This is a genomic window from Streptomyces tibetensis (assembly GCF_040647715.1).
GTDB classification, from domain to species: Bacteria; Actinomycetota; Actinomycetes; order Streptomycetales; family Streptomycetaceae; genus Streptomyces; species Streptomyces tibetensis_A.
On record NZ_JBEZCR010000003.1, the window covers coordinates 301,767 to 326,852 of the forward strand.

General features: G+C 73.3%; 25 protein-coding genes and 1 pseudogene. 13 read left to right on the plus strand and 13 right to left on the minus strand.

Features of this window, described 5'->3' with window-relative positions; translation table 11 throughout:
- The first annotated feature begins 119 nt into the window (after positions 1-119).
- Positions 120-966: pseudogene (locus AB0B29_RS10050) on the plus strand (methyltransferase).
- A gap of 26 nt (positions 967-992) precedes the next feature.
- On the opposite strand, the gene AB0B29_RS10055 reads toward AB0B29_RS10050, so the two are convergent.
- From AB0B29_RS10055 to AB0B29_RS10070, 4 genes are all read right to left on the minus strand, one after another.
- Complete coding sequence (locus AB0B29_RS10055) at positions 993-1,601, minus strand: flavin reductase family protein (RefSeq protein WP_362237230.1); 609 nt, start codon at positions 1,599-1,601, stop codon at positions 993-995.
- Positions 1,602-1,657: 56 nt separating this feature from the next.
- Entirely contained in the window at positions 1,658-2,449 is a 792-nt protein-coding gene (locus tag AB0B29_RS10060; RefSeq protein WP_362236467.1) for an enoyl-CoA hydratase/isomerase family protein, read from the minus strand.
- Positions 2,449-4,674 (minus strand): acetate--CoA ligase family protein, encoded by a 2,226-nt coding sequence (locus tag AB0B29_RS10065; protein WP_362236469.1) that lies wholly within the window; start codon positions 4,672-4,674, stop codon positions 2,449-2,451. Before AB0B29_RS10065 ends, AB0B29_RS10060 begins: the two co-directional genes overlap by 1 nt.
- Positions 4,675-4,811: 137 nt before the next feature.
- On the minus strand, positions 4,812-6,017 hold the full coding sequence (locus AB0B29_RS10070) for a flavin-containing monooxygenase (RefSeq protein ID WP_362236472.1): 1,206 nt from the start codon (positions 6,015-6,017) through the stop codon (positions 4,812-4,814).
- A 321-nt stretch (positions 6,018-6,338) separates the two neighbouring features.
- Here AB0B29_RS10070 and AB0B29_RS10075 point away from each other — a divergent pair, with 321 nt between their 5' ends.
- From AB0B29_RS10075 to AB0B29_RS10090, 4 genes are all read left to right on the plus strand, one after another.
- A complete protein-coding gene (locus AB0B29_RS10075) occupies positions 6,339-6,788 on the plus strand; it encodes a DoxX family protein (protein ID WP_362236474.1) in 450 nt (149 codons plus the stop codon).
- Positions 6,788-7,204 (plus strand): Zn-ribbon domain-containing OB-fold protein, encoded by a 417-nt coding sequence (locus tag AB0B29_RS10080; RefSeq protein ID WP_362236477.1) that lies wholly within the window; start codon positions 6,788-6,790, stop codon positions 7,202-7,204. Before AB0B29_RS10075 ends, AB0B29_RS10080 begins: the two co-directional genes overlap by 1 nt.
- 109 nt (positions 7,205-7,313) lie before the next feature.
- The gene (locus AB0B29_RS10085) at positions 7,314-7,922 is read left to right on the plus strand and encodes a GNAT family N-acetyltransferase (RefSeq protein WP_362236479.1); all 609 of its coding nucleotides are present in this window, start codon (positions 7,314-7,316) and stop codon (positions 7,920-7,922) included.
- A gap of 60 nt (positions 7,923-7,982) precedes the next feature.
- Positions 7,983-8,861 carry a GNAT family N-acetyltransferase gene (locus AB0B29_RS10090; protein ID WP_362236482.1) on the plus strand — a complete coding sequence of 293 codons (879 nt, stop codon included), beginning with the start codon at positions 7,983-7,985 and terminating at the stop codon, positions 8,859-8,861.
- A 67-nt stretch (positions 8,862-8,928) separates the two neighbouring features.
- Here the strand turns inward: AB0B29_RS10090 and AB0B29_RS10095 are convergent, their stop codons facing one another.
- Positions 8,929-9,606, minus strand: coding sequence for a pyridoxine/pyridoxamine 5'-phosphate oxidase (locus AB0B29_RS10095; RefSeq protein WP_362236485.1), 678 nt, complete (start codon positions 9,604-9,606; stop codon positions 8,929-8,931).
- Positions 9,607-9,788: 182 nt separating this feature from the next.
- Positions 9,789-10,958, minus strand: a complete 1,170-nt coding sequence (locus tag AB0B29_RS10100) for a thiolase C-terminal domain-containing protein (protein ID WP_362236488.1) — start codon at positions 10,956-10,958, stop codon at positions 9,789-9,791.
- Positions 10,959-11,090: 132 nt separating this feature from the next.
- Between AB0B29_RS10100 and AB0B29_RS10105 the strand changes: the two genes are divergently transcribed.
- Entirely contained in the window at positions 11,091-12,278 is a 1,188-nt protein-coding gene (locus tag AB0B29_RS10105; protein WP_362236491.1) for an acyl-CoA dehydrogenase family protein, read from the plus strand.
- Entirely contained in the window at positions 12,275-12,745 is a 471-nt protein-coding gene (locus AB0B29_RS10110) for a nitroreductase/quinone reductase family protein (protein ID WP_362236494.1), read from the plus strand. The genes AB0B29_RS10105 and AB0B29_RS10110 overlap by 4 nt, the downstream gene beginning before the upstream one ends.
- A 96-nt stretch (positions 12,746-12,841) precedes the next feature.
- Here AB0B29_RS10110 and AB0B29_RS10115 read toward each other — a convergent pair whose 3' ends face one another.
- Positions 12,842-13,489, minus strand: a complete 648-nt coding sequence (locus AB0B29_RS10115; RefSeq protein WP_167345935.1) for a TetR family transcriptional regulator — start codon at positions 13,487-13,489, stop codon at positions 12,842-12,844.
- A gap of 122 nt (positions 13,490-13,611) precedes the next feature.
- Between AB0B29_RS10115 and AB0B29_RS10120 the strand changes: the two genes are divergently transcribed.
- From AB0B29_RS10120 to AB0B29_RS10130, 3 genes are all read left to right on the plus strand, one after another.
- Positions 13,612-14,334, plus strand: coding sequence for a VOC family protein (locus AB0B29_RS10120; RefSeq protein WP_362236497.1), 723 nt, complete (start codon positions 13,612-13,614; stop codon positions 14,332-14,334).
- Positions 14,335-14,527: 193 nt separating this feature from the next.
- The gene (locus AB0B29_RS10125; protein ID WP_362237233.1) at positions 14,528-16,930 is read left to right on the plus strand and encodes a serine/threonine-protein kinase; all 2,403 of its coding nucleotides are present in this window, start codon (positions 14,528-14,530) and stop codon (positions 16,928-16,930) included.
- Positions 16,931-17,133: 203 nt separating this feature from the next.
- Positions 17,134-17,757 (plus strand): hypothetical protein, encoded by a 624-nt coding sequence (locus AB0B29_RS10130; RefSeq protein WP_362236499.1) that lies wholly within the window; start codon positions 17,134-17,136, stop codon positions 17,755-17,757.
- A 23-nt stretch (positions 17,758-17,780) separates the two neighbouring features.
- On the opposite strand, the gene AB0B29_RS10135 is transcribed toward AB0B29_RS10130, so the two are convergent.
- Genes AB0B29_RS10135 through AB0B29_RS10150 form a run of 4 tightly spaced genes read right to left on the minus strand, consistent with a single transcriptional unit; the run spans position 17,781 to position 21,136 of the window.
- Entirely contained in the window at positions 17,781-18,731 is a 951-nt protein-coding gene (locus AB0B29_RS10135; protein WP_362237236.1) for an alpha/beta fold hydrolase, read from the minus strand.
- 50 nt (positions 18,732-18,781) lie between these two features.
- Positions 18,782-19,555, minus strand: coding sequence for an enoyl-CoA hydratase/isomerase family protein (locus AB0B29_RS10140; protein ID WP_362236502.1), 774 nt, complete (start codon positions 19,553-19,555; stop codon positions 18,782-18,784).
- Complete coding sequence (locus tag AB0B29_RS10145) at positions 19,552-19,965, minus strand: Zn-ribbon domain-containing OB-fold protein (protein WP_362236505.1); 414 nt, start codon at positions 19,963-19,965, stop codon at positions 19,552-19,554. Before AB0B29_RS10145 ends, AB0B29_RS10140 begins: the two co-directional genes overlap by 4 nt.
- A gap of 10 nt (positions 19,966-19,975) precedes the next feature.
- Positions 19,976-21,136 (minus strand): lipid-transfer protein, encoded by a 1,161-nt coding sequence (locus AB0B29_RS10150; RefSeq protein ID WP_362236508.1) that lies wholly within the window; start codon positions 21,134-21,136, stop codon positions 19,976-19,978.
- 97 nt (positions 21,137-21,233) lie between these two features.
- Between AB0B29_RS10150 and AB0B29_RS10155 the strand changes: the two genes are divergently transcribed.
- Entirely contained in the window at positions 21,234-22,847 is a 1,614-nt protein-coding gene (locus tag AB0B29_RS10155) for a FadD3 family acyl-CoA ligase (RefSeq protein ID WP_362236511.1), read from the plus strand.
- A 21-nt stretch (positions 22,848-22,868) separates the two neighbouring features.
- Here AB0B29_RS10155 and AB0B29_RS10160 read toward each other — a convergent pair whose 3' ends face one another.
- Positions 22,869-23,795, minus strand: coding sequence for an SMP-30/gluconolactonase/LRE family protein (locus AB0B29_RS10160; protein WP_362236514.1), 927 nt, complete (start codon positions 23,793-23,795; stop codon positions 22,869-22,871).
- Positions 23,796-23,912: 117 nt separating this feature from the next.
- On the opposite strand from AB0B29_RS10160, the gene AB0B29_RS10165 reads away from it, so the two are divergent.
- The gene (locus AB0B29_RS10165) at positions 23,913-24,194 is read left to right on the plus strand and encodes a hypothetical protein (protein ID WP_362236517.1); all 282 of its coding nucleotides are present in this window, start codon (positions 23,913-23,915) and stop codon (positions 24,192-24,194) included.
- A gap of 65 nt (positions 24,195-24,259) precedes the next feature.
- Positions 24,260-24,589, plus strand: coding sequence for a hypothetical protein (locus AB0B29_RS10170; RefSeq protein ID WP_436845830.1), 330 nt, complete (start codon positions 24,260-24,262; stop codon positions 24,587-24,589).
- Positions 24,590-24,673: 84 nt separating this feature from the next.
- Here the strand turns inward: AB0B29_RS10170 and AB0B29_RS10175 are convergent, their stop codons facing one another.
- Positions 24,674-24,850 carry a hypothetical protein gene (locus AB0B29_RS10175; RefSeq protein ID WP_362236523.1) on the minus strand — a complete coding sequence of 59 codons (177 nt, stop codon included), beginning with the start codon at positions 24,848-24,850 and terminating at the stop codon, positions 24,674-24,676.
- Positions 24,851-25,086: the final 236 nt, after the last annotated feature.

Consider the following 25,086-nt stretch of genomic DNA (forward strand, 5'->3'; position numbering starts at 1 on the left):
CTGGTCCCGGTAACTCCTCTGCCCGAAAGGTTCGTTGATGACACTCGGCATGGTCCTCGGTGACGTGGTCGTCGTGGCTTCGCGCGTTCGCTCACGTTCGACCTTCCGAGGAGTCTGCCGTGTCCACGATCCACTGGATCGAGGCTCAACCCCGTTCCGCCCGCCGGCACTCTGAGTCCGGGCTGCCCCTGCCCCACCGGGTCGTCGTCGCCCACCGGCTGGCCCGTGAGGGCACCGCGCTGCTGTGGCGCGGGGATTTCCACAACGCCCGCCGGCTGCTGCGCGCCATGGATCGCCGTATCGGCCGCAGCGCGCCCGGAACACCGGGCTCTGAGGCCGAGGCGTTCCACGCCCACCGCCGGTCCCGCGGCCATCGCGCCCGTGTGCTGGGCAAGTTGCTCGTCCTGCTGGAGGAGGACCACACCCTGGCGCTGCGCCGTGCGCCGGACGTGCGCCGAGCGTGCGGCGACGCCTACGGACCGCCGTCCGGCGGGCCGGTCGCCGTCGCCCTCACGGAACTGCTGGGTGTGATCAGTGCCCGGGAGTGGCGGAAGAAGGGCGTGCACGTACCGGCGCTGGGCTCCGCGTCACCGGACCCGGCCTGTACCCCGGCGGGCGTGCCGACCTCGTCGTCTGCAACCCGCCCTGGCTCCCCGCCCGGCCCTCCTCCGACCTCGACCTCGGCGTCTACGACTCGGGGGCGCCATGCTCCGGGGCTTCCTGAACGGGCTCGCCGGCCGGCTGGAACCCGGCGGCGAGGGCTGGCTCGTGCTGTCCGACCTGGCCGAGCGGCTCGGGTTGCGCGACCGCGGCGAGGTGCCCGCCTTCGTCGAAGCGGCGGGGTTGCGCGTCGTGGGCCGGCTGGACACCCGCCCGCGCCACGCCCGCTCGCGGGACACGGGCGATCCGCTGCACACCGCCCGGGTCGGCGAGATCACGTCACTGTGGCGGCTGGCGGTGGCCTGAGCACCACGAGGGCAGCAGCCCATGCCCTACGGTGTCGTCACTCCCGCGAAGCGCCCCCGGTGGAAGAGCAGCGGGCCGTCCGGGTCGGCGTCGGCGTCCGCGCCGAGGGCGTCCACCCGGCCGACCACGATCAGGTGGTCGCCGCCCGGGTGGACGGCGTGGATCGTGCAGTCGATCCACGCCACGGTGCCCGTCAGGCGGGGTGAGCCGGACGCCGGGGCCGCGTCGTACGCCACCCCCGCGAACTTGTCCGCGCCGCTCACCGCGAAGGAGCGGCACAGCTCGGCCTGACCGGCGCCCAGGACGTTCACGCAGAACACCCCGGCGCGGGCGATCCGCGGCCAGGTCGTCGACGTGCGGCCGACCATGAAGGCGACCAGGGGCGGGTCGAGGGAGAGGGAGGTGAAGGACTGGCAGGCGAAGCCGGCGGGAGGGTCGCCGGCCGTGGCGGGGGGTGCCGTGACGACGGCCACGCCCGACGCGAAGTTCCCCAGGACCCTGCGGAACTCCCGTGGGTCGAGCGGCGCCCGCTCGTCGGCACCGACACAGCGCAGTTCGGGTCGGGGCAGCGCCTCGACCGGCTCCGGGGCGGCCGTGCGGACCGATCTGAGGTAACGCACGGCAGCTTCCGCCATCCCTGCTTGTCCCATCACGCCCTCATTGAAGCTGACGATCCGTCAGATAGGAAGGGTCAGCGTCCCCTGAACTCCGCGCCCCGCCGCTCCACGAAGCTCCGCACGCCCTCCCGCGCGTCCGCCGTCGTCATGTTGATCTCCTGCGCGGCGGCCTCAGCGGCGAACGCGGTGGCGCGGTCGGTGTCCAGGGAGGCGTTGACGAGCTGCTTGGTCAGGGCGAGGGCGCGGGTCGGCCCGGCGGCGAGGCGCTCGGCCCAGGCGCGCGCCGTCTTCGGCAGCTCCCCGTCGGGCACCACCCGGTTGACGAGCCCGAGACGTTCGGCGTCCGGCGCGGTGAGCGCGTCGCCGAAGAACATCAGCTCCTTCGCCCGCTGCGGGCCGACGAGCCGCGGCAGGAGGTAGGCACCGCCGCCGTCGGGAACCAGGCCGCGGCGCACGAACACCTCGACGAAGCGGGCCGATTCGGCCGCCAGGACCAGATCACAGGCGAACGCGAGGTGCGCGCCGAGGCCGGCCGCCGTGCCGTTGACCGCCGCGATCACCGGCTTCTCGCAGTCGAGGACGGCGGCGATCAGACGCTGGGCACCGGTGCGCAGCGTGCGTGCGACGTCGCCCGCGAGGCGTTCGCCGGGCGCGCCGGCGCCCCGGAGGTCCGCTCCGGAGCAGAAGCTGCGGCCCGCCCCCGTGAGCACGACGGCCCGCACCTCCGCCGCGGCCGAGGCCTTCGCCAGCAGCCCGATGACCTCCTCGCGCTGCCCGGGCGTCAGGGCGTTGAGGCTCTCGGGCCGGTTGAGAGTGACGGTGAGGACCTGGTCCGTGGTCGTGCACAGCACCGTGGGCTCCGTCATCAGCGGCACACCGCCAGCGCGTCCAGCGCCACGGCACCCTGCCCCTGCGGCAGGACCATCAGCGGGTTGATCTCCAGTTCCGCCAGCCGGTCACCGAGTTCCAGGGCCATGCGCTGCACCCGCAGGACCACCTCGACCAGCGCGTCCAGATCCGCCGGCGGCCGCCCCCGGACCCCGTCCAGCAGGGGCCGGCCACGCAGCCCGGCGAGCATGTCCCGCGCCTGCTCCTCCCCGAAGGGCGGCACCCCCACGGCGGTGTCGCGCAGCACCTCGACGAGCACACCGCCGAGTCCGACGGTCACGGTCGGGCCGAACAGGTCGTCGGGGGCGACGCCGACGACCATCTCCACGCCCTGCTCGACCATCTGGCAGACCAGGACGCCGTCCAGGGCGACGTCCTCGTAGCGGGCGATGTCGGTCAGCTCCCGGTAGGCGTCGCGGACCTGGCTGGCCGAGGTCAGGCCCACCTTCACCAGGCCCAGCTCGGTCTTGTGGGCGATACGGGCGCCGGAGGCCTTCATCACCACCGGGTAGCCCACCAGCCCGGCCGCGCGGACGGCGGCCGCCGCACTGGTCACCAGCTGCTCGCGCGGTACGCGGATGCCGTACGCCCGCAGCAGCTGCTTCGCCGCGTGCTCGCTGAGCTGCCGGCCGGGCTGCATCAGCGCCTGCGCCTTGCGGTAGGACGGCGAGGGGGTGCGCGGGGCCTCGTCGAAGGGGGAGCGGTAGGCGGTCGTGAAGCGGTGGTGGGCGAGGTGGGCGCGGACGGCGGTGAGGCAGTTGCCGACCGTGCGGAAGGTGGCCACGCGGGAGGAGCCCAGCAGGACCTCGCGGTAGGCGGGCTCGGTGCCCACCGGTGACCCCCACACCACGCACACCAGCTTGTCGGTCCGCTCGGCCGCGTCCACCAGGTCCCGGACGAGCCGGTCGCTGAGTGGCGGGAACGGACCGGTGACCGGACAGATCAGCACGCCCACCTCGGGGTCGTCGAGGATGGCGTCGATGATCTTCCGGCCGCGTTCGTCCCCGACCGGATGCCCGCCGTTGTCGACCGGGTTGGCGACGGACAGGTACGCGGGGATCCACTGGTGCAGCTCGGCCTGTTTGGCCGCGGACAGGACCGGCAGGCTCAGGCCGGCCTCGGTCGCCAGGTCGGCGACGTGCGCGCCGGTGCCGCCCGAGATGGAGTAGACGACGACGCCGTCGGCCCGGGGCGGTCGAGCCCGGGCCAGGAGGGCGGCGGTGTCCTGGAGTTCGTCGAGCCCGTCGACGCGGATCACGCCGTACTGGCGCAGTGCCGCGTCCACCACCGCGTCGGCGCCGGTCAGTTTGCCGGTGTGGGAGGCGGCCGTGCGGGCGCCGGTCTCGGTACGGCCGACCTTGACGGCGACGACCGGGACTCCGCGCCGGGCGGCCCGGTCGGCGGCGAGCAGGAAGGAGCGGCCGTCCTTCAGCCCTTCGAGGTAGCAGGCGATGGCGCCGACCTCGGGCTGTTCGGCGAAGTAGGAGAGGAAGTCGGCGCTGTCCAGGTCGGCCTCGTTGCCGGTGGGGGCCCAGTGGGAGAGGCGGATGCCGAGTTCCTGGAGGGCGAAGACGGGGCGGCCCTGGTGGCCGGACTGGGTGATCAGTGCGATCGCCGGGCCCTGCAGGTCGTCGCGGAACCGCTCGAAGGCGTTGAGGTTGGTGTTGGGCCCCAGCAGCCGCATCCCGGACTGCTCCACGACGGCGGCCAGTCGCCGCTGGGCGGCCTCGCCCTCGGGCCCGGTCTCCGCGAAGCCTGACGCGAACACGACCGCGAACCGGGCCTTGGCCTCGGCCAGTTCCTCGATCACCGGCAGCGGGTCGCCGACCAGCACCACGGCCAGATCGACCTGCTCGGGCAGACCGGCGACGGAAGGGGAACAGGGGATGCCGAAGACGGCCGGCCGGCTGGGATGCACCGGGTACAGCCGGGCACCGACCCGCTCCGCCCAGTCGGCCAGCTGCCGGGTGATGCCGGTGTTGGGGCGGCCCTCGGTGTCCGATGCGCCGATCACGGCGACGGACCGGGGGCGGAAGAAACGGTCGAGATCGGGTACGTCGGCGTGCAGCGGACGCCCGCTGACGTCGAGGTCGCCCGACTGGGCCGGCCTGCCGTGCACGACGGGTCCGGACCGCTCGCCACAGGCGAGGGCCCGGGTCCGGCGGGAGTCGGTGGTGAGGGTGCCGTGAGTCGATCCAAGCATCGTTTCCGCCCGCTCCTGTGAGACAGCCGCTAACTGACGCTCTGTCAGATTACTGAAATGATGCGACGTCAGGAACGGTGCGGGCGGGCGAAGTTGCCGAAACCGTCGAAGCTGTCGACCGAGGGGGCTCCGGTCCCTCAGCCCGGCAGGCGGGACACGCTCCTCGAGCCGTTCCGCGCGACGGCCTTCGCGATCTTCACCGCGTCCAGCGCCAGCTCGCGGAGGTTGCCGCTGATCGGGTTGGTGAAGCCGGTGAAGTACAGGCCGGGGGCGGTCTTCGGGGTGCGGGCACCGTGGACGACGGGCCTGCCGCGGTCGTCGAGGACGCCGAGGTGGCCGACCAGGTCCTCCAGGGCGCGGACGTAACCGGTGGCGGCGACCACCACCTCCGGGGAGATCCGGCTGCCGTCGGCCAGGGCGATCTTGTCGCCGTCCTCGAAGCCCTCCACGGCGGCCACGATCTCCACCCTGCCCTTGCGCACCGCATCGATCAGGCCGACGTCCTGCACCGGGATCGCCCCCTGCTTCACCCGTGTGTACAGCCCGGTGTCGGGGCGCGGCAGCCCGTGGGCCGACAGGTCGGGCACGGCGACCCTGGCCTGCGCCCGGGAGATCCGGTCGACCAGGCCGACGGGCAGCCGGCGCACGAGGATGCCGCTGTACTGGGCGGCCCAGCCGGCGGTCGAACGGCGCACGATGTGGGGGACCGTGCGCACGGCGAGCCGGACCCGGGAGGCGCCGCTCTCCGCCAGGTCGACGGCGATCTCGGCGCCGGTGTTGCCGACCCCGACGACGAGGACGTCCCGGCCCGCGTAGGTCTTTCCGCTGCGGTATTCGCCGGCGTGCAGCAACTCGGCGGTGAAGGCGGACCGGCCGGGCCAGTCGGGCAGGCGCGGGGTGTGGTTGTAGCCGGTGGCGACGACCACCGCCGCGCCGGTCAGTTCCCGGCCGCCGGTGGCGTGCAGCAGCCAGCCCGTGCCGTCGGGGGTCCGCTCGACGCGGGACACCTCGACGCCGGTGACGATCTCCAGACGGTGGTGCTCGGCGTACTTCTCCAGGTACCGCACCACGTCGTCCCGGGACACCCACCGTCCGAACCGGCGCGGCATCGGCAGCCCGGGCAGGCCCGAGAGGCGGCGTGTGGTGTGCAGGTGCAGCCGGTCGTAGTGGCGGCGCCAGGACGCCCCGACATGGTCGGACTTCTCCAGAACGACGGCCCGTACGCCCCGGGCACGCAACGCGTACGCCACGGAGAGCCCGCCGGGGCCGCCGCCGATGACGTAGACGGGGCGGTCGGGTGGGGGCGGTGCGGAGACGTGTGTGGGGGATGTGGAGTCGGCCATGAGCGCGAGCGTAATCACGGGACTGCTTGATGGGTCTCGGTCAAGACCGGAATTGGTTTCGGATTGATCACGGCTGTAGGGAGTGGGGGTGGGGCTCGTGGCGCCGGGGGCTGGTTGTGGCGGGGTGGTGATCGTTTCTGGCGGATGGCGGATGGCGGATGGCGGTGGGGGATGGGGGATGGGGGATGGCGGGCGGGGTGACGGATGGGGTGACGGATGGCGGGGTGGCGGATGCCCTCCGGGGCGGGCTTCCGGGCGGGTGGTCCATGGGCGCTGCAGCGGGCCTTGCGCATCGGCAGATCTGACGTACCGTCAGGTCGCATGGACGCGATCTGGCTCACCGGAGCGGAATGGCTGGCCGTGCTGCGGATCGGGCTCGGGCTGTGGTGGCTGGAGAGCTGGCGGCACAAGGACCGCAAGGCCTGGTTCGAGCGGGGCACCGGCATCGAGTGGGCGGCCGGGATAGCCGCCGAGCACCGCTGGAGCGCCGTCCGTTCGGGATTCGAGGCGGCCGTGGCGCCGCGCCCGCGCGTGATGGCCTACGTCGTCGTCTACGCGGAACTCGCACTCGGACTGGGCCTGGTCACCGGCTTCCTCACCCCGGTCGCCCTGGTCGGCGGGTTCCTCCTCAACGCGCTGTACTTCACGCTCATGGTCCACGACGTCGCCGAGCAGGGGCAGAACTCGATGATGGCGCTGGTGTCGGTGGTGGGGCTGTTCGGGATGTCCTGGCAGGTGTGGTCGCTGGACAGCGCGCTGGGGCTGTTCTGATGACCGGCCGTTTCGACCTGCCCGAGGCCGACGCCTTCACGCGGACGTACTGGGACGCCGCAGCCGAGGGCAGGCTGCTGATCCGCCGCTGTGGGGCCTGCGGCCGGGCCCACCATTACCCGCGTGAGTTCTGCCCCCACTGCTGGAGCGAGGACGTGACGTGGGAGACGGCGAGCGGTCGCGCCACGCTCTACACCTGGTCCGTCGTCCACCGCAACGACCTGCCGCCGTTCTCGGACCGCGTCCCGTACGTCGCCGCCGTGGTCGAACTCGCCGAGGGGCCACGGATGATGACGGAGATCGTCGTGGCGGCACCGCACCGGGACGGTGAGGATGTGGGACTGTCGGGCGGGGCGGACCTGGAGGTGGTGTTCCGGGAGGGGGTCCCGGTGTTCCGGCCCGTCGCCGGGGGCTGAACGGCCGATGCGCCAGGAGCCCGGCGTCCCGGAACCCGGGTGTTCGGGGGTGGCGACTTCTTCCCGCCAGGGCGTCCCGGGACGCGCCCCGGGGGATTGAATGGGCCCCATGGCCCCCATACGTGACCACTCCCCGACCGGACCCCACCCGGAACTGCACGGCCACGGCCTCCGTCTGCGCCCCTGGGATCCGGGGTCGGGAGCCGACGTCGACACGTGGCTGCGAGGATTGCGTGATGCGGAGTTCCGGCGCTGGAACACCCCGCTGCGGCCGGTCGTCGACCGGGCGAGTGCGCGGGAGTCACTGCTCGCGCGGGCGCAGAGTGCCCTGGAGGGGACGTCGGTGTCGTTCCGCGTCGCGGACGCGCGCAGCGACACCCCGCTGGGGCACATCGGCGTCAACGAGATCAAGTACCACCTGAAGATCGCCCGGGTCGGTTACTGGGTGCTCCCCGAGGCCCGCGGCCAGGGCGTCGCCACCCGGGCCCTCCTGATCGCCGCACGCTGGGCCCTCACGGAACTCGGTCTGCACCGACTGGAGCTGGACCACGCGGTCGGCCATGACGCCTCGTGCCGGATCGCGCAGAGATGCGGGTTCCCGTACGAGGGCACCCTGCGCGGCGCGATCTTCCAGGAGGACCGGCACGACGCGTTCCGGGACGCCCATCTGCACGCCCGCCTGGCCACGGACCCGGAGCCGGCGGATCCTCGCACGTGAGCCTCCCGGGCCTGCCGAAAATCAGGGGTGCGGGTCAAGGGGTGGACGGCACCATGAACCATGGACACCGACACGAACAGCACAACCACGGGCAGTTGGTACCTCACCCCTGACCTCGACGACTTCCTCGCCCGCGCGGGCGCCTTCCTCCACTCCCGGCCGGCGCTGCACACCGTGCCGTTGACGGTCACGGAGACCCTGCGGGCCCGCGGCCGGAGCGTGTACGGGGAGGGGCCACCGGAGTTCGGCGTACTGGAACGGGACGGTGCGGTCCGGGCGACCTTCTTCCGCACCCCGCCGCACTGGCTGAACCTCACGGCCCTCACCCCCGAGGACGCCGACGCCCTCGCCGCCCGTCTGGCCGCCCTCGGCCATCGCCTGCCCGGCGTGAACGCCGACCGCGACACCGCAGCCGCCTTCGCCGCGGCCTGGCAGCGGCACACGGGCGCCCCGGCCGCCCTGCGCCAACGCCAGCGGCTCTACAGGCTCGGCACCCTGACCGCACCCGGACCCGTACCGCCCGGCCGCCCCAGGGTCGCCGGCGAGTCCGACCGCGAGCGACTGCGGCGCTGGCACGACGAGTTCAGCGAATCCGTCGGCCTGGGCACCGTCCGCGACTCCGCGGAGTGGGCGGACGCCCGCATCGACAACGGCAGCATCACCTTCTGGGAGACCCCCGACGGCACACCGGTCGCCATGGCCGGCACGAGCCCCCGGGTCGCCGGCCAGGTCCGTGTCGCCCCCGTCTACACCCCACCCCACCTGCGTGGCCGCGGCTACGCGGGCGCGGCGACGGCCGAGGTCAGCCGCACCGCCCTGGCCGCCGGAGCGGACGAGGTCCTCCTCTTCACGGACCTGTCCAACCCGACCAGCAACGGCCTCTACCAGCGCATCGGCTATCGCCCGGTGGCGGACTTCGCGGTGTACGACTTCACGTAGACGTCCATCGCCGGACGAACGCCCCCGGACCCGATGGTCCCCGGAACGAGGCCGGGGCCGCCCGTCCTCACGGCCACAGCAGCTCCCGCGACCACCCCTCCCCGTCCCGCTCCTCCTCCCGTCGGTAGCGGAGCCTGACGTGCCGCCGTCGCTCGTCGCCCTGGAAGAACTCCACCTCCTCGGCCCGCAGCCGGTACAGCGTCCAGGACGGGACCGGCGCCTCCGGCTCCCGCGACGCCCGTTCCCACGCCGATTCCGAGGCCCGGGCCAGGTCGTCCAGGGAGGGCAGTACCTCGCTCTGCCTGCCGGTCAGCGCCGCCGCCAGTGCGCCCGTCGACCGGGCGTGCAGGTCGCCCTGGGCCTCCTCGGACGGGGCCGCCGTCACCGGGCCGCGCACCCGGACCTGCCGGCCCAGCACCGGCCAGTAGAAGCCGAGCGCGGCGTACGGGCGGCCCGCGAGGTGCCGTCCCTTGCGGCTGCCGGCGTGGGACGCGAAGGACCAGCCCTCGGCGTCCGCGCCGTGCAGCATCACGATCCGTACGTCGGGCAGGCCCGACTCGTCCGACGTCGCCAGCGACATGGTGTGCGGCTCGGTCTGGCCGGCCGCCACCGCCGCCGCGAACCACTCGGTGAACAGGGGCAGGGGAGTGGCCGGTGCGTGGGCCGGCTCGAAGGAGGGCAGGTCCGTGACCTTCGGGTCCCAGACCCGCAGTGACCTCAGGAGCTCGTGAAGATCGGGTGCCATGCCTCGATTGTCACCGGTTGCCGGCGCGGGTGGTGGGGGAGGACGACCGGGCCGCGCCGGACTGCGCGGGGCAGTGCAGCTCCTCTCGCCCCGCCCTGCCCGACCGTGCCCGCCCAGGGCAGCGCACCCCCTCTCGCCCCGCCTCTGACCGGCCCCTGTCCGCCGAGGCAAGCGCAGCCCCCTCACCCAGCCCCCAGCACCACCGTCCCCGACGAGCAGAACCAGCCCCCCGTCCCCGACGCCACCGCCAGCCGCGGCAGCGAGCCGTCGCCGCGCCGCACCTGCCGCTCCCCGCACTGCCCGCGCAGCTGCCGCACCGCCTCCACCAGCAGGAACAGTCCCCGCATCCCGGGATGCTGCGCCGACAGCCCGCCCCCGTCGGTGTTCACCGGCAGCTCGCCGCCCTCGACCCGCAGCCGCCCCTTCTCCACGAACGCCCCGCCCTCGCCCTTGCCGCAGAAGCCGAGGTCCTCCAGTGTCACCAGCGTCATGTAGGTGAACGCGTCGTAGAGCTCGGCGAAGTCGATCTCCGACGGCCGCACTCCCGCGCGCTCGAACGCCAGCCTCCCGCTCACCGCCGCCGGGGACACCGTGAAGTCCGGCCACTCGGACATCGCGGCGTGCGAGACGGACTCCCCGTGCCCCAGCACCCACACCGGCGACCTACGGCAGTCCCGTACGTACTCCTGCGCCACCAGCAGCACCGCCGCCCCGCCGTCGGAACGGACGCAGCAGTGCAGCTTGGTGAAGGGGTCCGCGATCATCGGCCCGGACTGCACTTCGTCGACCGTGATCGGCGTGCGGTACATCGCCTCCGGGTTGAGGGCCGCGTTGGCCCGGGCCTGCACCGCCACCTCCGCCAGCTGCTCGGTCGTCGTGCCGTACTCGATCATGTGCCGGCGGGCGGCCATGGCGTACTTGGCGATCAGGGTGTGGCCGTAGGGGACCTCGAACTGCACGGGGCCGCGGGTGCCGAAGGACAGGGTTCCGGTGCGGCGGCCGGCCCGGACGTCCGCGCGGGCCGTCGAGCCGTAGACGAGCAGCACCGCGCGGGCGTGCCCGGCCGCGATCGCGTCCGCCGCGTGGGCCGCCATGACCTCCCAGGTGGAGCCGCCGACCGAGGTGGAGTCGACCCAGGTGGGGCGCAGCCCCAGATACTCGGCGACCTCGACGGGCGCCAGGGTGCCCAGACCGGCCGAGGCGAAGCCGTCGACCAGCGAGCGGTCCAGGCCCGCGTCGGCCAGGGCGCGCCGGGCCGCCTGGGCGTGCAGAGCGTACGGGGTCGCGTCGTCCACGCGGCCGCAGTCCGAGAGAGCCGCGCCGACGACGGCCACTTTCCTCCGGGCCACCATGAATCTGACGGTACATCAGATGCAGGCCGCGACGGCAGGGCTCCGCGCTTCCCTGTTCCATGCCGGCGCGCTTCCCTGTTCCGTGCCGGCGCCCTAATATGACGCACCGTCAGATGCGGAGAGAGGTGCGCCATGGACGCCCGCTTCACCGACGAACAGGACGAGATCCGCCGCACCCTGCGCGAACTGCTCGGCAAGCGGTGCGGTCCCGAGGAGCTGCGGGCCGCCGTCGACACCCCGGCCGGGCACGATTCCGCCCTCTGGGCCCTCCTCGCCGGGCAGCTCGGCCTGCCCGCCCTGGCCCTCCCCGAGGCCTACGGCGGTGCCGGCTGCACCGTGACCGAGCTGGCTCTGGCCTGCGAGGAGACGGGCCGGGTCCTGGCCCCCACCCCGCTGCCGGCCACCGCCGTCCTCGCCGCCCCGCTGCTGCTCGCCCTCGGCACCGGCGCCCAGCGCGCCGCGCTCCTGCCCCGCATCGCCACCGGCGAACTCACCGCCGCCCTCGCCGTACCGGGGCCCGCCCTCGCCACCGCCCTCGCGCTCACCGGCCGCGACCGGCGCGGGCAGTGGGCCGGTGAGGGACGGGCCGGGGGTGTGCAGGCCCGGCGGGCGGAGGACGGCTGGCAGCTGTACGGGCAGGCCGACCAGGTCCTCGACGGGCACAGTGCCGAGCTGCTCGTGGTCGCCGCGCACACCGGGGGGTTCGCCCGTTCCCGGGTGCTGCTCTTCCTCGTGCGCGGGGACGCCACCGGCCTCACCCGCGTACGGCAGACCGCACTGGACGCGACCCGTCCACAGGGCCGTGTCCAACTGCGCCACGCCCCGGCGGAGTTGCTGGGCGACGAGACGGTCGACGCCCTGCCCGCCCTCGCCCGGCTCGGCGACACCGTCGCCGCCTGCCTCGCCGCGGAGGCGGTGGGGGCCGCCGCCCGGGTGCTGGAACGGACCGTCGAGTACGTGGGGCGGCGTGAGCAGTTCGGGCGGCCGGTCGGCTCCTTCCAGGCGGTCAAGCACCGCCTGGCCGACGCCTACGTCCAGGTCCAGGCGGCCCGCTCGGCGGCGTACTACGCGGCCTGGGCGGCCGCCACCGCCCCCGACGAAAGGGCCGGTGCTCTCGCTCTCGCCCAGGCGCTCGAAGCGCTGCGCCGGGCCGCCGCCGAGGGGATCCAGCTGCACGGCGGCATCGGGTTCACCTGGGAGCACGAGGCTCACCTGTACTTCAAGCGCGCCGCGGGCGACGAGCTGCTGTTCGGGCCGGTGCACCGGCTGCGGGCGCACGCGGCCGACGCGGCCCACGTCTTCGAGGAGGCCGGCACATGAGGGGCGCACGCGTGGTGCAGAAGGTGTCGTCGACCAGGGCCTTCGCTCGGGTGGCGCCGCACGTGGTGCCGGCCCTCGACCGGGCCGTGCACCGGCTCACCAGGGGCAAGGTGCTGCTCAGCGCGCAGATGCTCCCGGGCGTGGTGCTGACCTCGACCGGGGCGAGGAGCGGGCTGCCCCGTCGTACCCCGCTGGCCTGCATGCCGGAGGACGGCGGGCGCCACTGGATCCTCGTCGGGTCCAACTTCGGACGGCCGGGACACCCCGCCTGGAGCCACAACCTCCTCGCGCATCCCGAGGCGGAGATCAGCTGGAAGGGCCGGGACGTGCCGGTCACGGCCCTGCTGCTGGCGGGGGAGGAGCGGGCGGCGGCGTGGCGGGCGCTGCTGGCGTTCTGGCCGCCGTACGCGGCGTACCAGGCGCGGGTGGAGCGGGAGATCCGGGTGTTCCGGCTCGTACGGAGGTAGGGACGCCGGGCGCGCAAGCGCGACAGGCGGTGGTCCACCCGGGTGGACCACCGCCTGCCAGACAGGACTTGGTAGGTAAGAAGGCTTCGCGCCGCGCTACTTCGTCGGCTTCCGGCCGGTGACGCCGAGGTGCACCAACAGGGCGAGGTTCGGCTTCAGTTCGGCCTGCTTCACGCCCCAGGAGGAGAAGCCCTTCTGGTGGGAGGCGACGGCCGCGAGCATCGCGACCAGCGAACCGGCGACGGCCGCCGGGTTCACGTCCTTGTCGACCCTGCCCTTGGCCTGGAGCTCGGCGACCGCGTCCGCCAGGGAGTTGTTCACCGAGTTGAGGATCTTCATGCGGAGTTTGTAGAAGCGCTTGTCGCCCTCGGCGGCGCCGAGATCGACGACCCGGAGGATGGCGTCGTTCTTGCGCCAGAACTCCAGGAAACCGTCGACGAGTTCCTGCGCCGTCTGCCAGCCGGCCTTGCCGGCCCAGGAGCGGCCCTCCAGGAGTTCGGTCAACGCGGCGCCCTCGGTCGCCATTTGCTCGGCGATCTCCAGGACGGCGCCCTCGACGTCCGGGAAGTACTGGTAGAAGGTCGCGGGCGAAGTGCCCGCCTTCCGGGCGACATCGATGACCTTGACGTCCCGGTACGGGGAGGAGCTGAGCATCTCGCTGAGGCAGTCGAGCAGCTTCTGCCGGGTCGCCTGCCCACGCCGGCCGGCCACGCGGCCGTCGACGGTACGCACTTGTCCTGTCATGACGTCAGCTTACCGAGGCGTGATCGGGGCGCGATTCGGCCGACTGCAAATGGGGTGCAAGGGAGTGCGGGGGCTGGTGTGCCTGGTCTGCGGCGTGCGGCGGTCGCGGTTACGTTGTCGGCATGGCCGAAAACAGGGCAGCGGTGTACGGAGAGGGCGTCCCCTGCTGGGTGGACGCGCAGCTCCCGGACGTCGAGGCGGGCAAGCGGTTCTACGGTGAACTTTTCGGGTGGACCTTCGAGGACTGGTTCGGTTCCTTCGCGCAGGCGCTGAAGGACGGCGAACCCGTGGCCGCCCTGGTCCGCAAGGTGGACGGGCGGCTGCCCAGCGTCTGGACGGTGTACTTCGCGACCCCGGACGCACCGGCCCTGGCCCGGCGCATCCGGGACGCGGGCGGTCAGGTCGTCTCGGCCCCGGTGCCGGCCGGCGAGCTGGGCGTCACCGCGCTCGTCACCGACCCCGAGGGCGCCGTCTTCGCCCTGTGGCAGCCGGAGGGCCACCCCGGCTTCGGCAAGCGGCACGAGCCGGGCACCTTCGCCTGGGTCGAGCTGTACGCCCGGGACACGGAGGCGGCCAACGCGTTCTACGGCGATCTCTTCCGGGAGGCCCTGTTCGGGCCGGACGCCGAGCCCGACTTCGGCCGGGCCCCCGTCACGAACGTGTTCTCCGAGCGGATGCCGCCCCACTTCCTCGTCCACTTCGCCGTCGATGACGTGCCGGCCGCTCTCGAGGACGTGCGGCGGCTCGGCGGCCGGGTCCAGGCCCCGCCTTTCGAGACCTCGTACGGAGAGGCCGCGGTCGTCACGGACGATCAGGGGGCCTCCTTCGCGCTGCTGCGCCGCTGAGCAGGCATGATTTGGTCAGCATTTGATCGCGTCCATGCCGAGACATCCCAATTGTCACCGGGTTCGCCACCAGCGCTCCGGCCAGGAAGAATCAGGGTGCGTGCCGCCATGGCGGTGCGGTGGTGAGACGCTGCACGAAGGTCGCGTGGAACATGTGGCTTGGCGCGGCTCGTACGGGGAGGTGGCAGGCAGAGTGGTGGATCAGCTGACGCAGCACGATCCGCGGCGGATCGGGCCGTTCGAGGTGCTGGGACGGCTGGGTGCCGGCGGCATGGGGCTGGTCTATCTCGCGCGTTCGGCGTCCGGCCGGCGCGTGGCGATCAAGACCGTCCGCACGGAGCTCGCCGAGGACCAGCTGTTCCGGGTCCGCTTCACGCGTGAGGTCGAGGCGGCCCGCGCCGTCTCCGGCTTCTACACGGCCGCGGTCGTGGACGCCGACCCGCGCGCCGCCGTGCCGTGGCTGGCCACCGCGTATGTTCCCGCGCCCTCCCTCGAGGAGATAGTGAACGACTGCGGCCCGATGCCGGCCCAGGCGGTGCGCTGGCTGGCGGCGGGCGTGGCCGAGGCGCTCCAGTCCATCCACGGCGCGGGCCTGGTGCACCGCGACCTCAAGCCGTCGAACGTCCTCGTCGTGGAGGACGGCCCCCGGGTGATCGACTTCGGTATCGCGTCGGGCGTGTCGAACACGCGTCTGACCATGACGAACGTCGCCGTCGGCACCCCCGCCTACATGTCCCCCGAGCAGGCCAAGGACTCCCGCAGCGTCACCGGCGCCAGCGACGTCTTCTCCCTGGGCTCGATGCTGGTCTTCGCCGCCACCGGGCACCCGCCCTTCCACGGCGCCAACCCGGTCGAGACGGTCTTCATGCTGCTGCGCGAGGGCCCGGACCTGGAGGGGCTCCCGGACGAACTGCGGCCGCTCATCGAGTCCTGCATGCAGATGGACCCCACGGCCCGCCCCAACCCGGCCGACCTCCAGGCCCAGCTCGCCCCGCACCTCTTCGGCTCCGGCTCCGACGACAGCGGCACGGCCTCCGCGTGGCTGCCCGAGCGGGCCGTGGGCCTGATCGAGTCCCGCCGCAACGGCCGCCCGGCCGGCAAGCCCGCCCAGGGCACCGGCCGCAGCGGCGGCGGACGCCCCGGTCCCGCTCCGGGTCCCGCGCCCATCCCGCCCCCGCCCGCGCACGACCCCGTCGTCCCGGCGCCCGTGCCCGCCGCCTCCGTGGCCGCCCCGGTCGGCGGCGGCCCGGACACCGGCCCCGTCCGGCTGGCCGGCGCGCAGGTGCCCATCGGCCCGGGCCCGCGCGTCGCCGACGTGCGGGCCGCCGCCGTCAAGGCACCCCCTCCCGAGGCGGCCCTCGCCGCCTCCTGGTCCAAGCCCCGCCCGGGCGTCAACGGCACCGGCCCCGCCGTGGGCCCGGCCGTCGCCGCACCCCCGGCCCCGGCCGCGCCGCCGGAGCAGGCCGGCGGCTGGCGGCCCTGGCGCTTCCGCATGTCCAACGACGTCTGGGGCACCCCCGCGGTCGCCGACGACCTGGTCTACGTCACCTCCTTCGAGGTGCACGCCCTGGACGTCGCCACCGGCCGCCGCCGCTTCAAGACCCGGGACGTCGCCTGGTCCATGGCGGTCGCCGAGGGCAGGATCCACGCCTCCGACGGGCCCACCCTCTTCGCCCTCGACGCGCGTGAGGGCGCCGACCTGTGGCGCCTGCAGACCGACGCCTGGGTCTACACGCTCCAGGCCGGCCGTGGCACCGTCGTCACCGGCACCCGCGGCGGCGGTGTCCAGGGCTGGGAGGCCTCCGGCGGCCAGAAGCTCTGGGAGATCACCGGCTGCCAGACCGACTTCGAGTCCCCCGAGGCCGGGCCGGTCCTGCACGACGGCACGGTCTACGTGTGGCAGGACGCCCGGCTGCGCGCCCTGGACGCCCGCACCGGCGAGGAGCGCTGGTCGTACCCGATCGGCGACGCGGCCTCCTGCGGCGGCGTCCCCATCCGGCTCACCCAGGCCACCGACGGCTACGTCTACGTCTGCGCCGGCACCCGCGTCCTCGCCCTGGACGTGGCCGCGGGGCACGTGAAGTGGCACTTCGAGGCCCCGGCGGTGTTCCTCTGCCCGCCCACCTTCGTCCCCGGCCCGGCCGTCACCGGCGGCGGCATCTACCTCGCCGACTACCTCGGCACGGTCTACGCCCTCGACGCCACCGACGGCCGCGACCGCTGGCGCATCGCCACCGAGTCGCGCTCCTGCGTCGACCCCGTCCTGGTCGCCGCCGGCCACGTCCACGTGGGCAGCGGCAAGGGCCTCTACACCCTCGACGCGGTCACCGGCACGCCCAAGTGGCGCTTCCAGGCGGGCGGCGACATCGTGGGCGCCCCCTCGGTCGCCGAGGGCAGGATCCACTTCGGCTCCACCGACCACCTGCTCTACACCCTGAAGGCCGACGACGGCCGACTGCGCTGGAAACTCGCCACGGGCGGCGAGATCACCGGCTCCCCGGTCGTCCGGGACGGGGTGGTGTACGCGTGCAGCAAGGACCGCTGCGTGTACGCACTGGACGCGGAGAAGGGCACGGGCACGGCCCGCACCGCCTGACGAGCGCGGCACACCCGTGCCGGACCGCCCGACCGGCAGCCCGGGACGGCCGTCGCACCGGCGTGCGGAAGGGGCTCCGGACGGCGGCCGTCGCTTGGTGGGGAGCGGTCCGTTCACCGCTTCCCACCCCGACGCTACGCCGGGCACGCTCCGGTCGCCATGCGGTGACATGACCGTGACAGGAGATCACTAGGCTCTCCGGCATGCAGACACGGGGGCGCAGGCTCAGGTTCACGGCGGTGCTGGTCCTGGTGGTGCTGGCACTGACCGGTTTCTCCTCCGGCCGGGGCCGCGGCGGCAGCCACGGCCACAGGGGCGGTGGAGGCGGCGGCGGGTGCAGCAGCTCCAGCCAGGACCACGACAGTTCGAGGTCGTCCACCTCCGGCGGCGGCGCCTACGGCTCGTCCACCTCCAGCGGCGGTTCCTACGGCTCCGACGACGACGATGACTACAGCGGCAGCACCGGCGGCAGCACGGGTGGCAGCTCCTACACCCGCAGGCCCGACTACGGCTCCACGCCGACGTCCTCCTCCGGCTCCGGCAGCGGCAAGGCCCTGAAGGACGGCACCGCGCGGCTGGTGAGCTGCGCGACCCCGACGGCCCCCTACGCGACCGTCGAGGTCAGCAACCCCAACGGCCGCACTGCGGACTTCTCCGTCTCGGTGACCTTCGAGGACGATCTGGGCATCACCGTCGTCAGCCGGTCCGGCGACGTCACGGTCCCCGCGAACGGCAAGGCCACCGTCGACGTCCGGGTGGGCGACTCGAGCGCGGTGGACTCGGTCGACCACTGCAAGGTCACCGGCCGGGCCCCCGTCGAGGACTGACTCGGGCCCCGGGCGACGGGACGTCAGCCCCGCAGCTCCGTCAGGAACCCGATCAGCGCCTCGTTCACCTCGGCGGGCCGCTCCTGCTGCGTCCAGTGGCCGCAGCCCGGCAGCACGAGGGGCTCGCGGCGCAGGTTCGGCATCAGTTCGGGCAGCCGCTCGATCAGTTCGGGCGTGCCGGGGAACGCCGGTACCAGGTCCCGGTCGCCGTACATGTACAGCGCGGGCGGGGAGACGACCTGGCCCTGCCAGGGGGCGGTCAGCTCCCAGTTGCGGTCCAGGTTGCGGTACCAGTTGAGGGCGCCGGTGAAGCCCGGCTCGAAGCTCTCGGTGAGCACGTCGAGGTCGCCCTCGGTGAGCCACGCGGGCAGCACCTCGGGGTCCGGGGCGTCCGCGAGCCAGCCGCGCTCCGGGTCGACCAGGGCCTGCTCGGGCCGCCCGGCGCCCGGCGCGTCACCGGAGGTGGAGTACAGCAGCTTGCGCAGCGCCGTGCGGGTGTCGGCGCCGAGCTCGGCCTCGGCGGCGCCGGGCCGGTTGAAGTAGTTCCAGTAGAAGCGGCCCTCGAACCGCTCCTGCATGGCCTGGAGCGGGGGCCGGCTGCCGCGGAACGGCGGCGGCACGCTCAGCCCGGCCACCCCGCGCACCACGTCCGGCCGCAGCAGGGCGGTGTGCCAGGCCACCGGGGCACCCCAGTCGTGTCCGACGACGAACGCCCGCTCCTCGCCCAGCGCGTGGATCAGCCCCACCACGTCCCCCACCAGGTGGAGGATGCTGTACGCGGCCACGTCATCGGGGCGGTCGCTGCCGCCGTACCCGCGCTGGTCGGGCGCGACCACCCGGAAACCGGCCTCCGCCAGCGGACCGAACTGGTGCCGCCAGGAGTGCCAGGACTCCGGGAAACCGTGCAGCAGCACCACGAGCGGGCCCTCGCCCTGCTCCGCGATGTGCAGTTGTATGCCATTGACGTCGATCATCCGATGCTCAACCACGCCCCGAGCATACGCGTGTAGGGGGAAACGATTTTCTACCGCAACCGGTACTCCCGCGACCGCCCGGCGAACAGCCGGGCCTGCCGCTCGCCCGCCGCGTTCCCGAGTGCGACGAGGTGCGGTGCCTGTGCGAGCCCCTGTGCCCGGCCCGCCTCGCTCGCGGCCCACAGCGCCCGCACGGTCCCCTGCACGGCCTCGGCCGGATACCCCGCCAGGACGGCGGCGCAGGCGGTCGCAGCCCCCAAGGCCGCACCTTCCGCGACGAGTTCCGACACCAGCCCGGTCTCGTACGCCCGCCGGGCCGAGATCCGCTCCGCCGTCCCCATCAAGGCCATCCGCGCGACCTCCCCGTACGGCATGCGCTGCGCCATGAGCACCGACTCGTAGGCGCTGACCATGCCGTAGGTGGTGTGCGGGTCGAAGAAGGAGGCGGTGGTGTCGGCGACGACGAACTCGGCCTCCCCGAGGAGGTAGAAGGCCCCTCCGCAGGCCATGCCGTGCACGGCGGCGACGACCGGTTTCCACAGGTCGTTCGCCTTCGGTCCGATGCCGAGCAGCGGATCGTCCTGCGCGTACGGCGAGCTGGGCTGCGGAACGACGGCGTCCCGGTCGATGCCGGTGCAGAAGGCCCGCTCCCCGGCCCCGGTGAGGACGATCGCCCGCACGGCGTCGTCGAACCGCAACTCGTCCCACGTGGCGGCCAGTTCGTCGGCCATGGCGAGGTCGATGGCGTTGAGCCGCCCGGGCCGGTTCAGCGTCACGACGGCGACCCCGCTGTCCCGGTCGGCCTCCAGGAGCACGTTGCTCATGACCGCTCCGGGACCCACTGGGGAAGCCCGTCGTGGAAGACGGCCCGCACCCGCGCCCCGATGCGCAGGTTCTCCACCGGGAAGGCGCCGAGGGGCTGTCCGGCCCCGGGGACCAGGTTCCCCACCAGCCGGATGCGGGGCGCCTCCTCCAGCTCGACGACGACCACGTTGTACGGCGCCTGCGCGGCGTAGTCGGGCAGCAGCGGCGGATGGGCGACGACGTACGACCAGACCCGGCCCCGGCCGGACACCGGCCGCCACTCGCTCTCGAAGGACTGGCAGTGCGGGCAGCAGGGCCGGGGCGGGAAGCGGAACTCGCCGCACGCGGCGCAGGCCTGGACGCGCAGTTCGCCCTGTGCGGCGTACTCCCAGAAGGGGGCGCCGTCGGTGTCGGGGACGGGACGCAGCATCGGTAGCTCCTCAACTCCTCAGCAGCAGGGCGGAGGTCGGGACCCCCTCACCCGCCGTGACCAGACAGACGGAGGCGCCCGGGACCTGTGCGGTACTGGTGCCGCGCAGCTGCCTGACCCCCTCGTTGATGAGGTTGAAGCCGTGGACGTAGGCCTCGGACAGCCCGCCCCCGCCGGTGTTCAGCGGCAGCAGCCCACCGGTCTCCAGCGCCCCGCCCTCGGTGAACGCCCCGCCCTCGCCCCGCCCGCAGAAGCCGTAGCCCTCCAGCGAGAGCAGGACCAGGGGTGTGAAGGCGTCGTAGATCTGGGCGACGTCGACGTCCTCGGGGGCCAGGTCGGAGTGTTTCCACAGGTGCCGGGCGGCGGCCCAGGCGGGGCCCGTGAGGGGGTCGTCGTTCCAGTAGTTGACCATGCCGTGGTGCTGCGCCGGGAGCGACTGGGCGGCGGAATGGACGTACACGGGCCTGCGCCGGCAGTCTCGGGCGCGCTCGGCCGAGACCACGACACACGCCAGCGCCCCGTCGGTCTCCAGGCAGTTGTCGAAGAGGCACAGCGGCTCGCTGATCCAGCGGGAGGTCATGTACATCTCGCGGGTCAGGGGCCGGTCGTACATGATCGCGTCAGGGTTCTGGTTGGCTCGGTTGCGGCAGGCCAGGGCGACGTTGAACAGGTGGTCGCGGGTGGCGCCGTACTCGTGCAGGTAGCGGCGGGTGAGCATCGCGATCTCGTCGGCGGGCCGCAGCAGCCCGTAGGGCCGGGTCCACTGGGCCGGGGTCGGGAGCTGGACGGTGGTGTTGGTCCAGGGCCGCGGCCCGCTGCCCCGCTTGCGGGAGCGCCAGGCCACCCCGACACTCGCCTGCCCGGCGGCGATGGCGGCGGCGAGATGGGCGACGGTGGCGCACGAACCCCCGCCCCCGAAGCCGACCTTGCTGAAGAACGTGAGGTCGCCGAAGCCGCACGCCTTCGCCAGCTCCACCTCGTCGGTCTCCTCCATGGTGTAGGAGGCGAGGGCGTCGACCTCGCCGGGCGCGATCCCGGCGTCGTCGAGGGCCGCCAGAACGGCACGGCAGGCGAGGGTGCGTTCGTCCTCCGGGAGCCGTTTGGCGAAGGGGGTCTGGCCTATGCCGACGAGAGCGGTGGCGTCCTTGAGGCCTCCCGATCCTGCTGCCATGCTGCGCGCACCTCCGGGGCCGAACGGTCGCTGACAGGTCGTCAGATTACAGATAATCTGACACACAGTCAGCTCCTACGTCGTCGGGAGGCGCGCTGTGCGAGCGGATACGGCATGGGGAAGCGTTCCGGCCCTGGTTCAAGCGGCGGCCGAGCGCTTCGGGGGCATCGAGGCCGTCGTCGAGGGACGTACCCGCGTCACCTACGCGGAACTGGGCGCACGCGTGGAACGCGCGGCGGCGGCCTGCCTGGCGACCGGCGTGGAACCGGGCGACCGGGTCGCCATCTGGGCCCCGAACTCCCTGGACTGGATCGTCGGCGCCCTCGGCGCCGTATCGGCGGGGGCGGCGCTCGTCCCGCTGAACACCCGCTTCAAGGGCGCAGAGGCGGCGGACGTGCTGCGCCGCAGCGGTGCCCGACTGCTGTTCGTGACCGGCACGTTCCTCGGTACCTCGTACGTGGCGTCCCTGCGCAGGGCCGCCGGAGACGGCCCGGGCACCGGCCCCCTGCCCGGCCTGCCCGCCCTGAGGCACGCGGTCGTCCTCTCCGGGGACGCCCCGGCGAACTTCCTGACCTGGAAGGACTTCCTGGCCGCGGGGGAGGGGGTGGGTACCTCGGACGTACGCGACAGGTCCGGCGCCGTCCAGGGGTCCTGGCCCTCGGACATCATCTTCACCTCGGGCACGACCGGCCGCCCCAAGGGCGCGGTCATCACCCACGACCAGACGCTGCGCGCCTACGACATCTGGGCCGGCCTCGCGGGCCTCACCCGGGGCGACCGCTACCTGATCGTCAACCCCTTCTTCCACACCTTCGGCTACAAGGCCGGGGTGATCGCCTGCCTGATGCGGGGCGCGACGATGATCCCCCAGCCGGTGTTCAACGTGTCCACGGTCCTGGCCAACATCGCCGCCGAGCGGGTCTCCGTGCTCCCCGGTCCCCCGACCCTCCTCCAGTCCCTGCTGGACCACCCCGCCCGTGACGCCCACGACCTGACGGCCCTGCGTCTGGTGGTGACGGGAGCGGCGGTCGTGCCGCTGCGTCTCGTGGAGCGCCTGCGCACCGAACTCGGCGTCGGCACGGTCCTCACCGCCTACGGCCTGTCCGAGGCGAGCGGCGTCGTCACGATGTGCCGGCGCGGCGACGACCCGACGGTGATCGCCGCCACGTCGGGCCGCGCCATCCCCGGCACGGAACTACGGGTCGTGGACCCCGAGGACCGGCCACTCGGCCCCGGCCTGCCGGGCGAGGTCCTGGTGCGCGGCTTCCACGTCATGACCGGCTACTACGAGGACGAGCAGGCCACCGCCGAGGTGCTGTCCGAGGACGGCTGGCTGCGCACCGGCGACGTCGGCGTCCTGGACGCGGCGGGCAACCTGCGCATCACCGACCGCCTCAAGGACATGTTCATCGTCGGCGGCTTCAACGCCTACCCCGCCGAGATCGAGCAGCTCCTGGGCCTCCACCCGGACGTGGCCGACGTGGCGGTGATCGGCGTACCGGACGCCCGGCTCGGTGAGGTCGGCCGGGCCTACGTGGTACGCCGCCCGGGCGCCCTGCTGACCGCCGACGACCTGATCGCCTGGTCCCGCAGGGAGATGGCGAACTACAAGGTCCCGAGAAGCGTCGAGTTCGTCGCGCAGCTGCCGCGCAACGCGAGCGGGAAGATCGTGAAGGGCGCGCTGCGGGAGGCGGTCACCGGCCGGGCGTGAGGGGCGTCCACCGGGACGCGGTCACCGGCCGGCCGGCAGGGCAGGGGTCCCGGTGACCGACATCATCAGGGAGTACAGGGTGGTGTCGGCGGCGATGAACAAGCGGTTGCGCCGGGCCCCGCCGAACCGGACGTTGGCGACGGTGCCGGGCACCCGGATGCGGCCGATCAGCGTGCCGTCGGGGTCGTAGCAGTGCACGCCCCCGTCCAGGGCGGCGGCCCAGAGCCGTCCCTCGTCGTCGAAGCGGATGTTGTCGAAGTTGCCCTGCGCGCACGCGGCGAAGACCTCGCCGCCGGAGAGCGAGATCCCGTCCTCGCGGACGTCGAAGACACGGATGTGGTTGGCCACGCTGTCCGAGACGTACAGCCGCCGCTCGTCCGGCGAGAACACCAGCCCGTTGGGCCCCTGGAAGCCGTCCGCGACCAGCCGCACCTCGCCGCTCGCGGGGTCGACGCGGTAGACGTTCCGGGCACCGATCTCGCTCTCGGCGCGATGCCCCTCGTAGTCGGTGGCGATCCCGAACTCGGGGTCGGAGAACCACACCGACCCGTCCGACCGCACGACGGCGTCGTTCGGGCTGTTGAGCCGCTTGCCCCGGAACCGCTCGGCGATCACGGTGACCGAGCCGTCGTGCTCGGTCCGGGTCACCCGCCGATTGCCCTGCTCGCAGGTGATGAGGCGGCCCTGGACGTCCAGGGTGCTGCCGTTCGGGTAGCCGGCGGGGGAGCGGAACACGCCGACGGCCCCGGTGGTCTCGTCCCAGCGCAGCAGCCGGTCGTTGGGGATGTCGCTCCACACGAGATACCGCCCGGCGGGCACGTACACCGGCCCCTCGGCCCAACGGCACCCGTCGTACAACGTCTCCAGCCGCGAGTCCCCCGCCTGACATCGTCCCGTCCGGAACCGTTCGTCGAGGGTCTCGTAGAGATGGGGCTGCTCGCCGGGCATGGGGGCCGCCTTCATGAGTGGGCCGGACGGTGATCTGCGCGGGTCCACTATCGCGCGCCGGAACCGGCGGCGCACTCTGCCGGGCCGACGGCACTCCCGGCCGGTATGGTACGTGGTATGGCAACGAAGAAGTACACCGTGACGCTGCCGGAGGAGCTCGCCGAGGAGATCCGGCACGAGGTCGGGTCCGGCGGCTTCAGCGCCTATGTCACGCGGGCCATAGAGCGCCAGCGTGAGCAGGACCGGCTGGGAGAACTGGTGGCCTGGCTGGAAGAGGAGCACGGCCCCGTCACCGAGGACGAGCTCGCCTCGGCCGAGGCCGAGCGCAGGGATTTCGAGCGCCACTTCACGCAGCAGGGCCCGGGGGCGGCCGGCGAGCGGCACCGGAGGGCGAGCTAGTGGTGCCGTCCTGCTACGTGCTGGACTGCGAGGCGTTGTCGCGGGTCGTCCTGGGCGACCGGGTGATGCTCGCACGGCTCAAGGACGCGCACCGGTCCGGCATCCGGGTCGTGACCGGCTCGATGACGCTGATCGAGGCGTATCACGGCCGGGTGAAGCGTGCTGCCTGGGCGTGGGCGATGTCGCGTGTCGTCGTGGACTCCGTGACCCGGGAAGTCGCCGACGCGGCGGTCGCCCTGCTCCAGGACACCGGCCTGCACGGCCACAAGTACGCGATCGACGCGGCCTTGGCCGTGATCGCGAACCGGCAGCCCCCAGGCGTGGTGCTCTTCACGTCCGACGAGGACGACATGGGGAGACTGTGCGGACCGGGAGTACGGGTGGTTTCGCTCTGAGGCGACGCCGTTGCCCGCGGACACACCTCGGCCGCGACGGCTCCCCCTCCGCGCCGCCGCGGCCGATCCCCGTGTACCGGTGGCTTACTTCGTCGGTTTGAAGGGCTCCGACGTGGCGTGCAGGTCCTTCGTCTCCAGCGGCTCGTCCGTGGCGTGCAGGTCCTGCTTCTTGGCGGCGCCCTCGTCCGTGGCGTGCAGGTCCTCGGTCCCGAGCGGCTCGTCGGTGGCGTGCAGGTCCTGCGGCTTGAGCTCATCGCCCATGATCGTCAACTCCCCTTGGCATGGATCAAGCAGTGTGGTCGGCGGGCCCGCCCGGCCACTCCCCCGAGGACGGCCGGACGGGCCCACCCGGGCCGCCCACCCCGGAACACCAGGGCGAGGCCCGTGCGGCGACCCGTCTGCCCCCCGACGCGACGGATCGACTGCGTCCATCATGGCGGGAGGCGATAAACGAATGATGAACGCCCCAGCGCCCCCTGAAGCCCCTCAGGCCACCT